The organism is Lacisediminihabitans sp. H27-G8, from assembly GCF_046156175.1.
Taxonomy (GTDB): Bacteria; Actinomycetota; Actinomycetes; order Actinomycetales; family Microbacteriaceae; genus Lacisediminihabitans.
The window spans coordinates 732,070-744,398 of record NZ_JAYLVL010000003.1; the positions used below are offsets into that span (position 1 = coordinate 732,070).

At 67.6% G+C, this 12,329-nt stretch carries 10 protein-coding genes; 6 read left to right on the top strand and 4 right to left on the bottom strand.

Translation table 11 applies throughout. The features are described from left to right. Nucleotides 1-69 precede the first annotated feature (69 nt). Nucleotides 70-963: a UTP--glucose-1-phosphate uridylyltransferase GalU gene (galU, locus tag VLI63_RS12765; RefSeq protein WP_185201526.1), complete on the bottom strand. Its 894-nt coding sequence runs from the start codon at nucleotides 961-963 to the stop codon at nucleotides 70-72. Between the two features lie 83 nt (nucleotides 964-1,046). Here galU and VLI63_RS12770 point away from each other — a divergent pair, with 83 nt between their 5' ends. From VLI63_RS12770 to mscL, 3 genes are read left to right on the top strand one after another with little or no spacing between them, the layout of a single operon-like run. Then, nucleotides 1,047-1,625 (top strand): 5-formyltetrahydrofolate cyclo-ligase, encoded by a 579-nt coding sequence (locus VLI63_RS12770; protein WP_409157200.1) that lies wholly within the window; start codon nucleotides 1,047-1,049, stop codon nucleotides 1,623-1,625. Between the two features lie 26 nt (nucleotides 1,626-1,651). Then, nucleotides 1,652-2,032 (top strand): FmdB family zinc ribbon protein, encoded by a 381-nt coding sequence (locus tag VLI63_RS12775; protein WP_409157201.1) that lies wholly within the window; start codon nucleotides 1,652-1,654, stop codon nucleotides 2,030-2,032. A gap of 30 nt (nucleotides 2,033-2,062) precedes the next feature. Beyond that, the gene (mscL, locus tag VLI63_RS12780; protein ID WP_409157202.1) at nucleotides 2,063-2,542 is read left to right on the top strand and encodes a large conductance mechanosensitive channel protein MscL; all 480 of its coding nucleotides are present in this window, start codon (nucleotides 2,063-2,065) and stop codon (nucleotides 2,540-2,542) included. 304 nt (nucleotides 2,543-2,846) lie between these two features. On the opposite strand, the gene VLI63_RS12785 is transcribed toward mscL, so the two are convergent. Then, nucleotides 2,847-6,623 (bottom strand): AAA family ATPase, encoded by a 3,777-nt coding sequence (locus VLI63_RS12785; protein WP_409157203.1) that lies wholly within the window; start codon nucleotides 6,621-6,623, stop codon nucleotides 2,847-2,849. A 111-nt stretch (nucleotides 6,624-6,734) separates the two neighbouring features. On the opposite strand from VLI63_RS12785, the gene VLI63_RS12790 reads away from it, so the two are divergent. Continuing rightward, a complete protein-coding gene (locus tag VLI63_RS12790; RefSeq protein WP_409157204.1) occupies nucleotides 6,735-8,042 on the top strand; it encodes a hypothetical protein in 1,308 nt (435 codons plus the stop codon). A gap of 70 nt (nucleotides 8,043-8,112) precedes the next feature. On the opposite strand, the gene VLI63_RS12795 is transcribed toward VLI63_RS12790, so the two are convergent. Continuing rightward, entirely contained in the window at nucleotides 8,113-9,360 is a 1,248-nt protein-coding gene (locus tag VLI63_RS12795) for an aminotransferase class I/II-fold pyridoxal phosphate-dependent enzyme (protein ID WP_409157205.1), read from the bottom strand. 60 nt (nucleotides 9,361-9,420) lie between these two features. Between VLI63_RS12795 and VLI63_RS12800 the strand changes: the two genes are divergently transcribed. Both VLI63_RS12800 and VLI63_RS12805 read left to right on the top strand, forming a co-directional pair. Next, a complete protein-coding gene (locus tag VLI63_RS12800) occupies nucleotides 9,421-10,584 on the top strand; it encodes an MFS transporter (protein WP_409157206.1) in 1,164 nt (387 codons plus the stop codon). Between the two features lie 177 nt (nucleotides 10,585-10,761). After that, nucleotides 10,762-11,406 carry a C40 family peptidase gene (locus tag VLI63_RS12805; protein ID WP_409157207.1) on the top strand — a complete coding sequence of 215 codons (645 nt, stop codon included), beginning with the start codon at nucleotides 10,762-10,764 and terminating at the stop codon, nucleotides 11,404-11,406. Nucleotides 11,407-11,520: 114 nt separating this feature from the next. Here the strand turns inward: VLI63_RS12805 and VLI63_RS12810 are convergent, their stop codons facing one another. Then, entirely contained in the window at nucleotides 11,521-12,327 is an 807-nt protein-coding gene (locus VLI63_RS12810) for a thymidylate synthase (RefSeq protein ID WP_409157208.1), read from the bottom strand. Between the last annotated feature and the right edge of the window lie 2 nt (nucleotides 12,328-12,329).

Sequence of the window (12,329 nt, forward strand, 5' to 3'; positions counted from 1 at the left end):
CCGGGGCCGGTCCCGGTCTCGATACGGCCGCGGACGGCCTACTCGACCACCCGGGCGCTCGATCAGCGACTACTCGAGGGTGCTTGCGAAGTCCTTGAGCCACGGGCGCAGATCCGGGCCCAGGTCGTCACGGTCGACCGCGAGCTGCACGATGGCCTTGATGTAGTCGAGACGATCACCGGTGTCGTAGCGGCGACCACGGAAGACGACACCGTATACGCCGCCCGCGATGCTCGGGTTCGCCGCGAGCGTCTGGAGCGCATCCGTGAGTTGGATCTCGCCCCCCTTGCCGGCGGGAGTGTGCTCGAGGATGTCGAAGATCTCGGGCTGCAGCACGTAGCGACCGATGATCGCGTAGTTGGAGGGAGCCTTCTCGCGGGTGGGCTTCTCGACCAGTCCGGTGATCCGCACAACATCCTCGTCGTCGGTGGCCTCGACTGTGGCGATTCCGTACATGTGTACCTGCGCGGGGTCGACCTCGAGCAGTGCGACGATCGTGGCGTTGCGCTTGCCCTGCTCCTCGAGCATGCGAGAGAGCAAGACGTCCCGGTCGTCGATGATGTCGTCACCGAGCAACACGGCGAAGGGCTCGTGGCCCACGTGCATCCGGGCGCGCAATACCGCGTGTCCGAGCCCCTTGGGGTCGCCCTGGCGCACGTAGTGCACCTCGGCGAGATCGGTCGCATAGTTCACTTTGCGGAGGCGCTCGATGTCGCCTTTCATGAGCAGAGTGGCCTCGAGTTCGCCCACGCGGTCGAAATGATTCTCGAGCGCATTCTTGTTTCGACCCGTGATCATCAATACGTCGGTGAGGCCGGCCGCAACGGCCTCCTCCACCACATACTGGATCGCCGGCTTGTCGACGACGGGCAGCATCTCCTTGGGCATCGCTTTCGTCGCGGGCAGGAATCGTGTTCCCAGACCCGCGGCGGGGATGACAGCTTTAGTGATTGTGAAGGCCATGGCGCTAAGGGTATACGACCACCATTTCGACGGCGTTAACTCGACACGGACCATAGACTTGGGCGCGTGAACGGGGTACGCGAGTGACAGGAGACGAGAGAAACCAGAAGCGCGCCCTCCGGGCCGAGCTTCGGGAGCGCCGGCGCATCATGACCACCCGGGAGCGGGAACAGACCACCACCCAACTGTGCGACCACCTCATCGAGTTGGCCACGCGACTGCGGGTGAGCTCGGTCGCGGCCTACCTTCCGACGACGGAGGAGCCGAACATCCGGCCGTTCCTCAACTGGGCGGATGCGCAGAAGATCCGCATCCTCTACCCGATCTCGCGCGATGACGGTCTGCTCGACTGGACCGTCGGCGACGGTGAAACGGAGATCGAAGGCCTGTTCGGCATGCCGGAGCCGGTGGGCGAGCTGCTCGGACCCATCGCCATCAATGACGTCGACCTGATCCTCGTGCCGGCGGCATCCGTCGACCGCACGGGAATGCGCATGGGTTGGGGCCGCGGCTATTTCGATCGCACCCTCGGATCCATGGAGAAGTGCCCGCCGGTCTATGCTGTGATCTTCGACAGGGAGTTGGTCGACAGTGTGCCGAGCGAGGTGCACGACAAGCGCGTGGACGGTGTCGTCACCCCCAGCGCCATCGTCAGCTTCTGACTTCCCCCCAACGACTGAGGACCTCCGTGCCCACCTATTCCTACCGCTGTGCGAACTGCGACTACGCGTTCGACCAGTACCAGGCGTTCACGGATGACTCCCTGACCGTCTGCCCCAACTGCGGCCAGTCCCAGCTGCGCAAGGTCTTCAACTCCATCGGCGTGAGCTTCACCGGCTCCGGTTTCTACCGCAACGACAGCCGGGCGGAGAAGTCGACCTCAGCGTCGGGATCATCGAACTCGTCGTCGTCCTCGCCGTCGGAGTCGGCATCCGTGACGACATCCGATGCCCCCGCCGCGAAGTCCGAAAAAAGTAGCTCGAAGGGTGAAACAAAAGCGCTGAAATCCCCCGCCCCGAAATCTGGCACGGTATCTTCGAATTCCCCCACCGGTCCCGCCGGTTCGTAGCTCTCGATGAGAGACAGCAGAGGAGTTTCCGTGCTCAAAGGTTTCAAAGAATTCATTCTTCGCGGCAATGTGATCGACCTCGCGGTCGGCATCATCATCGGCGCGGCGTTCACCGCTATCGTCACGGCCTTGGTGGCTGGTGTCTTCAACCCTCTCATCGGGGCTCTGTTCAACGCTGCTGACCTGAAGGATGCCATCAAGGTACCGATCCCGACCGTGAGCGGGAAGACCGCCTACATCGCATTCGGATCGGTAATCGCCGCCGTCATTCAGTTCCTGATCATCGCTTTCGTCGTCTACTTCGCGATCGTGCTGCCGGTCAACCACCTGGGCAAGATCGCCTTCGCCAAGCAGAAGCAGGAGGAGGAGGCCACGCCGGCCGACCTGCCACCTACCGAGACCGAGCTGCTCATCCAGATCCGCGACCTGCTCGCCGGACGCCCGTCGCCCGAGGGTGACCACAGCCAGCCCGCAACAGCGCCGACCGGTGGAGCGCACGCGGCTCAGTAGCATTTCGGCCGGCCTTCCGGCACAGGAATCCGGGCCAGTGGGGTCACGAGGGGTCGGCAAGCCGACCCGGAGTGGGCGCGGTGGCCCGGATTTCGTGCGTGAGTGCGACTCGGAACGCCCGGGCGAGGATCAGTGCGTCTGGCCCCAGTGGGGCGGTTTGTCGGCTTTCAGTCGTTCGTCATTCTCGTTCTCGGCGTGACGGGGAGGTTCCTTTTGCGGGTTCGGGTCTGAACCGGCTATCGCCTCGGTGGTCACCCGTCGGCGCGGTCGATCGCGCGGCGTGGGGGCGTCGTGCTTTCCCACGTCAGCCCTGGTGTGCCGCACTACCGGCCGTGCCGACGATCGGGATGGGCTGGGTCTCCGGAGCCACGGCTGACGCGCCGAGCATCGTCACGATGCGGTCCGCGACGACATCCGGCTCGCTGAACAGTTCGAAGGCGTGAACACGCAGGTAGTGCCATCCGAGCCGGCGCAGCATCTCTGGGCGCAGCCGCAGCGACTCCCGAAGGCTCGAGCCGTGCAGTACAGAGTCGGTCTCGATGGTGAGGCACATGCCCTGGTGGGATGCTACGAGCCCGAGCTTGCCGCGGTGACCGAGAGCCACGCGCAGGCCGCGCAGCTGCAGGCGCCTGGCGAGGTCGACGAGCATCGGCTCGCTGTCGTCCGAGGATGCTCCGAGCGCGTTGCGGGCGGTGACGTCGGTGAGGATCTCCGCGAGGGCGATCGCGCCGAAGTGCATGCGATCCTCGTCGATGTCCTGCGCTTCGAAGCAGGTGACGATCACCATCGAACGGCGGGCACGGGTCATCGCGACCGCGAGAAGCCGCTCTCCCCCCGGACGACCGAGGGCGCCGAAGTCCGAGAGCACCCGTCCGTGCGGGGTGCGTCCGTAGCCGATGGAGAAGATCACGCGGTCGCGACTCTGGGCGACGGCCTGTTCGATCGTCGTCACCGTGAAGGGCTCCGGTCGGTCGCCGAGCACGAAGTCACTGAGCTCCGGGCGGCCAGAGGTGGCTGCGAGCACTGCCTGCTGCACACGCACCGCGTGGCGCGCGCTGGCCGTGATCACCATGAGGGATTCGTGCGGACGGGTTGCCGCGTGCTCGATGACGAGCTCGACCGCACGATTGACCTCGGCATCGACGCTCTCGACGCCGCCGGACTCCGGGTCGGGCATACCCGATCCGTCGGCCAGGAAGTCGAGGCGGATGCTTCCGTGCCCGAGAAAGCTCCCGGCCCACGGGAACGACTCGATCTTGCCGGCGTAGAAGCGGCGGTTGACCAGTTCGGCGAGGTCTTCTCCGCCGGCGCGGTAGCTGCGGGTGAGAGCGAGCGTTGGCAGGAGGGACGACAGTCGTGCGAGCGCGGAATCGGCGTGCAGGGCATCGAGCGCCTCGGCGTCGATCTGTGAGGCATCGACGGAGCCGGCCAACCCGATGGTGAAGGGCGACGGCGTCTGGGTGACCGGATCGCCGAAGGCCACAGTCTGCTTGCCGCGGCGGATGGCGCCCAGGTTCTCGGCGAGAGTCGTGGCGCCGGCGTCCACCAGAACGACGGTGTCGAAGGCCAGGGTGTCGGTGATGCCGGCCACCTCGTAGGGCGACGCGAGCCAGACCGGCGCGATCGTTCGCGAGAGGTGCGGGGCAGCCTCCTGCAGGTCTCTGGCGTCCACCGCTCCGCCTCGCAGGGCGGTCTTGAGCGCGCTCGCCTCTTCCGGCCAGTCCACGAGACCGATGCTCCAGTTCTCGGCCAGCTGCCAGGCCAGCAGCTGGGCACTACCGGCGGCGTGGGCCTCGTCCACGAGCCGGAAGTCCGCCTCGAGACGATCGAGCACTGAGGTGTTCGCGTTGAGCAGGGCGCGATCGGCTTCGAGAAGGGACTCGAGCGCCGACTGCCACCAGGCGAGTTCCAGTTCGGCGGCGACCTGCTCGTCGGGCACGTGGCGCGAAGCGAGGTCGTCGAGAAGCGGGTCGAGCTGGAGGTGCCGGAGGGTCGCGCGCAACTCGGCGCGCTCCTGGAGGTTGTTCAGCACATCCGACTCGGCGGCGAGAGCGGCGATCCGTTCGGTGAGGATGTGGATCGGCAGGTGGATCAGCTGCGTCTCGCGCGTCACCGCACCGAGCGGTTCATCGAGGAAATCGAGGTCCTGGGCCACCTGCTGGTAGGCCACCTGCACGTCGGCGATGCCGACCGGTACCTCCGGCGTGACTCCCGCCGCGACGAAGCGCTGCCAGAGGATGCGCTGCTGCTGGATGTGCTGCAGGCTCTCGTTGATGTCACCGATGTGCACGCCCGGACGCACGTACTCTCGCGCGAGCTTCTTGAGCCGGCGGCGGTTCGCGGAGGACATCTCCGGAGAATCCTTGCGGGCGGAGGTCGCCGCGATCAGCTCGCTGAGCGAACGGTCGAACACCACGGGAAGGAACCGGTCGAGGGTGTCGCGGATGTCGATGAGCAGTCGAAGGTAGATGCCGAGTTCGTTGATCGTCTCGAATGGCCGCATGCGCGTGCCGGAGATGAGGTCGCTCGCCCGTTCGAGCAGGCGCGGCAGCTCGGTGTGGTGCAACTGCTTGGCGATGGCGTGCGCGCGCGAGGCCGCCTCGCTCGTCGCGAAGGTGGCTCCGTACCAGGGCGAATCGCCCGGGCCGTAGCGGAACTCGCCGAGGCCGGCGGCTTCGACCATCGCGCGGGCGGCGCCGGCGCGGTCATCCGCCATCAGCTCGACGGACTGGCGGGACAGTCGCGCTGTGGTGGCGGGCGGGTCGGGCAGGAGTGCGAGGCGGGAGAGCTCGGTGAGGCAGTCGAGCACCGAGACACGCACAGCCGGGTCGGTGCGCGCGACCGCACCGCGGTAGTCGAGCAGCACCTTGCGCAGGCGAACGAGGGCGTCATCCACTTCGCCGATCTGGGGCGCGCGGGACTTCTCGTTGCGACCGATCGAGCGGATGAGGTCGCGGCGAAGGGTGCCGGGAGCGACCGCGAGGCCGGCGAGGCCGACATCCCCGAAGCGCTGCGCGATACCCGCGAGCGAGGAGCGCCGAGCGCTGACAACCAGCACGCGCTTGTTCTGGCTGACCAAGGCACCGATGGCGTTCACGATGGTCTGGGTGGCACCGGTGCCCGGCAGGGTCTTGACGACGACGGAGTTTCCGGCCGCGATCTGGGCGATCACATTCTCCTGCTCGGCATCCGCATCGAGCAGCAGGGTGTCGGTCTCCGGGGTGCGCCGGTCGGGGGTCTGCGGCTCGACTGGGGCGTAGCTCTCCTCGATGGCCCACTTGGCCGAGGGATTTCCCGCGAGGGCATCGAGCAGCGGATGTTCGAGGTCGCCCGCATCGGACTCCATGGCACGGGACACGTCCGCGAAGGAGGAGACGACGAGTCGCGGCTGAACATTGAACCACTCGAGATGGGAGGTGAGGCCGCGCAGCCGATCGATCACGGGATTGGGCTTGAACGAACCGTCCTCCTCGGCGAGCGCCACGAAGGCTTCGGCATCGAGGGAGATCTGGAACTGTGCCTCGAGCGCACGGGAGAGCTCCGGGTTGAGGAACGGCGCCCCCTTGAGCTTGAGTTCGAAATTGCTCCCGTAGCGGCGGATGGCCAGCGGACGCAACAGCACGGGCGCCCGGAACTGCACGCCCTCGTGCTGCCACTCGGCGATCCCGATACCCAGGTGGATCGAGTCGATGCCGCGAGCGGTGGCGAGCTCGAGACTCTTGTCGGCGATCTCGGCAGCGGCGATCTTCGCCGCCCTCAGGGCGATGTCATCCCGGATCAGGTTGGAGAGCAGCGTCGACTTGCCGGTGATGAACTGCGCGAGGCCACCCGGATGCGTCGCGCCGAGCTCGATGCGCGTGCGCGGCCCGTCCACGAAATGCAACAGCGGAGACACGCCGCCGATGCCGCCGAGTTGCGACCGCCAGCCCTGCCAGGTGGGCTCGGCCACGTTGGAGAGCGAATAGTTGGGGTCGCCGAGGGTCAGCGCGTGCGGCGCGGTCACCTGTCGCTCCGCATGGGCATGGCTATCGCTCGGCTCCGCGAAGAAGTCGTCATCCTGAGGTCTATTGGCACGCCACACAGGGCCACCTTAACGGGGGCGCCGCGGAATGTCGGGAGATAGCGGGGAGTTTCGTCGCGCGCCGGGTTTGCGCCCTGCTCGCCACCGGGCGCGAAACGTAAGATACCGGCCATGCTCTTCCTGGCAATCCGCGCCGCTTCGTCAGACCTCGTCCAGGCCGTGACGACGGCGCTTGTAACCATTGTCGTCCTCTTCGCGATCGTCGTGATCGTCGGATTCACGATCCTGCGGCGGCGCAGGCGCCGAGCAGAGCTCGCGCCCGCCCGGGTGCCCGGCCCTCCCGCCAGCGAGACGGACCTCGCCACCCGCGCGAACATCCTGCTCGTGCGACTGGATGACGCGGTCGCGGAGGCCGACGACAACCTCGGATTCGCCGTCGCACAGTTCGGCGACGAACGCTCCCGCAGCTTCGCCGAGGCCCTCACGGCCGCCCGGCGCGACCTCACCGAATCATTCCGGTTGAAGCATCGACTCGATGACTCCCCGCCCGGTACGGCGACGCAGCAGCGTGAATGGAACGCCCGCATCATCCATCTCTGCGAGACCTCGCAACAGGCACTCACCGATGAGGCCGCGGCTTTCGACGCCTTGCGCCGACGAGAGACCGACGCCCCCACCGAGCTGGGGAAGGTCCGGATGCTCGTGGTCGCCACCTCGATGCGCGTGCCCACCGTGGAGAGCGCCCTCTCGGTGCTCGCCGGCCGCTACTCCCCCGACGCGATTGCACCCGTCGCCGGCAATGTCGCCGAGGCCCGGGAGCTGCTCACGACCGCGGGCCAGGGCGCGGAAGCCGCGAATGCCCGCCTCGCCGACCCGCTGGCCACCGATGTCGCCGATCGCGTGCAGGACGCGCGGGCCAGCGCAACCACGGCCCTGAGACTGCTGGATGCCGTGGACGCTCTCGGCGCCACTCTCGCCGGGCAGTCCGATCGGCTCGATCACCTCGCGAGCCAGAGCAGGGTCGATCTCGCCGAGGCACGGGTCGCGCGGGATTCCGCTCCGGATCCGAGCTCCGGTGCGGCGATCGGAAGCGCCGTGACGGCGGTCGAGTCCGTGCTCGGGTCACTCGACACCAGCGACCCCGCCGCATCCCTCGCCCGACTCGAGGGGGCCGTGGCGGGCCTCGACAGCGCGCTCGCCACCGCCCGAAACCAGACCCAGCGGCTCGAACACGCCGGTGCGGCCCTCTCCGGAGTGCTGGTGAGTGCTCGGAGCCAGATCGCGGCGACCCAGGACTTCATCGCGAGCCGTCGAGGAGGCGTCGGAGCGGATGCCCGCTCCCGACTGGCCGAAGCGCAGAGGCTTCTCGAGGTGGCCGAGGCGCAGTCCGACCCGGTCGCCGCCCTCGACAGCGCCCGCAGTTCGGCGACGTACTCGCGCGACGCGGATGCCCTGGCGAGGTTCGACGCGCACCGCTGATGCCCGCCGCCGGTCGCCCGCCGGTCGAGACGGGCGGCCTATCGTGCCGCCCGCCGGTCGAGTCGCGGCGCTACTCGACCAGCGGCGCTGACATCCGCTCGACGGCGAGCAGCACGCAGGTGCAGAGCGCGTCGATCGCGGCGTCGAGGTCGGACTGCGACGGGAAGGTCGGCGCGATGCGGATGTTCGTGTCGTCGGGGTCGTCGCCGTAGGGGAAGCTCGAGCCAGCCTGCGTCACCGCGACGCCGATCTGGCCGGCGAGCGCGACCGCCGCAGAGGCGGCTCCGTGCGGAACGTCGAGGCTCACGAAGTATCCGCCGGTCGGGGTGGTCCAGGTGGCGACGCCGGTGAGCCGACGCCCGAGGATCTCGAGCACCGCCGCAAAGCGGGGCTCGACGATCGCGCGGTGGGCGCGCATGAGGCGACGTACGCCGTCGGCGTCCCCGAGCATCCGCACGTGGCGAAGCTGGTTGATCTTGTCGGGACCGATCGTCTGCACGGCGGTGTGGTGCTTCTTCCACGCGATGTTGCTTACGGACGCTCCGAAGAACGAGACTCCGGCTCCCGGGAAGGTGATCTTCGACGTCGAGGCGAACACGAAGGGACGATCGGCGTTGCCCGCCGCTTCGGCCGCAGCCAACACGTCGATGACGGCCGGCTCATCGTCGGTGAGGTGGTGCACCGCATAGGCGTTGTCCCAGAAGAGGCGGAAATCGGGGGCGGCCGTCGGCATGCTCACGAGCGCCTCGACCTCCTCAACGCTGAAGCTCGTGCCGGTGGGGTTCGCATACATCGGCACCGCCCACATTCCGCGGATACCCGCATCGGCGGCGACCAGGCGACGGATGGTCGCGAGGTCGAGCGCGCCGTCGATGAACGGTACCGGGATCATGCGAATGCCGAGAGCCTCGCAGATCGCGAAGTGGCGGTCATAGCCGGGAACCGGGCAGAGGAAGCTGAGGCCCTGCACGTCGCGCCACGGCCCGGCGCCGCCGGGCACCCCGTGCAGGAGCGCGGTGACGATCGTGTCGTGCATGACCGCGAGACTCGCGTTGCCCGAGGCGAGCAGCTGGGCGACGGGGATGGCGAGCAGCTCGGAGAAGATCTCACGCAGTTCGATGAGGCCGTCTGGTCCGCCGTAGTTGCGGAGGTCGACACCGGCAGCGTCACGGTAATCGCCCTCTCCCGGCAGCGAGAGAAGGGCGTTCGACAGGTCGAGCTGGGCCGGTGACGGCTTGCCCCGGGTGAGGTCGAGCGAGAGGTTCTTCGCGCGGAGTTCGGCGTACTGAGATTCGAGGACTGTGCTGGTTTCGCTCACCCCTCAAAACTACTGGATGAGGCACCGCGGATCGGCGCTGGCGTGCACCATCATGGGGGGATGCTCGAACCCCGGCGGAAAGCGCGAATCGCCGTCTCCGCACTCTTCCTGCTGAACGGTGCAGCCTTCGCGAACATCGTGCCGCGGTTTCCCGACATCAAGGCCGCCCTCGACCTCTCCAACGGACAATTCGGCATCGCGGTGGCCGCCTATCCGCTCGGCGCCCTGGTCGCCGGCACACTCGGTGGTGCGGTGATTCGGCGGTGGACCTCTGCACGGATCGGGCCGCTCGCGGTGCTGCTGCTCTCGCTCAACCTTGTGCTGATCGGGGCCGCGCCGGTCTGGTGGCTGTTCGCCGTCGGCCTCTTCATCGCCGGCGCTCTCGATTCGATCGCGGACATTGCGAACAACGCCCACGGCCTGCGGGTGGAGCGCCAGTACGGCACCTCCATCCTCAACTCGATGCACGCCCTCTGGAGTGTCGGAGCCGTGATCGGCGGCGTGATGGGAGCGGTCGCCGCCGGCGCGCGTATCCCCCTGGTCTGGCACTTCGCGTCAGCGGCCGTTGTCTTCATCGTGCTCGCCCTCCTGGCCGGCCGGTGGATGCTCGCGGGCTCGGACCTCGCGGAGGCAACGACCTCCGCTGTGCCGCACGCTCGACGTGGTCGCCTCGGCCTTGCACGGCTTCTGGTTGCACTCGGCCTCGTCGCGGCCGCTGCGAACATGCTGGAGGATGTCACGTCCACCTGGAGTGCGGTGTATCTGCGTGACTCGCTCGGCACCGGTGCCGTGGTCGCCGGCTTCGGATTCATCGCCCTCCAGGGCGCGCAGACCGTCGGTCGATTCGCCGGCGACTTCCTGGTGACACGGTTCGGCGACCGGGCCGTTGCGCGAGTCGGTGCATCCCTCGGCCTGGTCGGGATGTCCGTCGCGCTCATCTTTCCCACGGCCGTCACTACGATCGTGGCCTTCGGTCTGGTGGGGGCTGGAATCGGCACACTGATTCCCGGGGCGATCCGTACGGCCGAGGCTCTGCCCGGCCTGGCGCCCGGCACGGGGCTGACCTGGGTGACCACGACGATCAGGATCGGGCTCTTCCTGTCGCCGCCGCTGGTCGGATTCGTCGCCGATGTCGCCTCCCTGAGGGTCGCGCTCATCCTCATGCCGGTGCTCGCCCTGGTGATTCTCGTGCTCAGTCGCGCTCTCGGTCGCCGCACCACCTGAGCGTGTTGACCCCATCTCGGGGGCCATGGGATATCGTGGCGGTAGGTCACAACCAGATAACGCTAGCGATTTGGATCTCCCCCGCTCTTGGCTTCACATCACGGCAGGCATTCCCTGCGCGCCCCCTCCCGTCGATCACCTTTCTCGCTGAGGCGCGCTGCCGGCACCGTCGGCGCCATGGCCATGGCGATCGGGATGGCCGCGACCATGGCCATTCCGGCGGTGTCTGCCGCGGCGACCGCCACCCCCACCGCAGCGTCGTCGAACGCTGTCGCCGACTTCATCCAGCACTCCCAGCAGTCGAAGGCACAGCAGCTCCGCGTGAGCGCAGCGGTCGCCGAGACCCCGGTGACCCGGGACAAGACCACGGTGTTCTACGCGGCGGCGGTGCAGACCGCCGACGGTGTCTATGCCGGTGGAGCGATGCCGGCCACTCCGTTGTCGGTCGGGGCGAGCATGCACATCAATCCGCCGGACCTCGGCGGCGGCGGCGAGGCTGTCGTGCAGTACGCCCTGCAATTCGTGGGGATGGTGCCCTACATCCTCGGCGGCAATTCGCCAAGCACCGGGTTCAGTTGCGACACTTTCGTGCGCTACGTCTACGGGCAGTTCGGCGTCTACCTTCCGGGGAACGCCGTGGTCGAGGCCAGCAAGGGCACGGTCATCCCCGAGTCGGAGGCGATCATGGGCGACCTCGTCTACTACTCGCACCAGCACATCGGCTTCTACGACGGTCACGGCGGCATCGTGGATGCGCCGAAGCCCGGCACCGATGTCTCGCATCGCGCGATCTGGGGCCACCCGGTCTTCATCCGGCTGTAGGTGCGGCTTTCAGGCGCTGCCTTACCCCAGCAATGATTCACGCCCGGGGAAACGCAGCCGGTCAGCCCTGCGGGCCGGTCAGAAAGCACGGGCCGGACAGAAAGTACGGGCCGCTCAGACCGCTACGGGCGCCTTGATCGCGGGATGGTGCTGGTAGTCGAGCACCTCGAAGTCCTCGAACCCGTAGTCGTCGATGCTGTCCCGCGCTGCGAGGCGCAGGGTCGGCGCGGGGAACGGGTCCCGGGTGAGCTGTTCCGTCACCTGATCGACGTGGTTGTCGTAGATGTGGCAGTCCCCACCGGTCCAGATGAACTCGCCGACGCCGAGACCGGCCTGCGCCGCGATCAGGTGGGTGAGCAGCGCATAGCTCGCGATGTTGAACGGCACCCCGAGGAAGAGGTCGGCACTGCGCTGGTATAGCTGGCAACTCAGCTTGCCGTCGGCGACGTAGAACTGGAACAGCAGGTGACAGGGAGCGAGGGCCATGTTGGGAATGTCCGCCACATTCCACGCGGACACGATCAGGCGTCGAGAGTCGGGGTTCGTCTTGATCGCCTCGATCACCTCGGCGATCTGGTCGATCGTGCCGCCGTCTCGAGTGGGCCAGGATCGCCACTGCACCCCGTAGACGGGACCGAGGTCGCCGTCGGCATCCGCCCATTCGTCCCAGATGGTCACCCGGTTGTCTTGCAGCCACCGGGCATTGCCGTCTCCCCGCAGAAACCAGAGCAGTTCGTAGGCGATGGATCGGAAGTGGACCCGCTTGGTCGTGATGAGGGGGAAGCCCTCCGCCAGGTCGAAGCGCAACTGCCGACCGAATACGCTGCGCGTCCCGGTGCCGGTGCGATCGGACTTCTGCGCGCCGTTCGCGAGGGTGTCGCGCAACAGGTCTTCGTAAGGGGTGGGGATCGCCGTGGTCATCA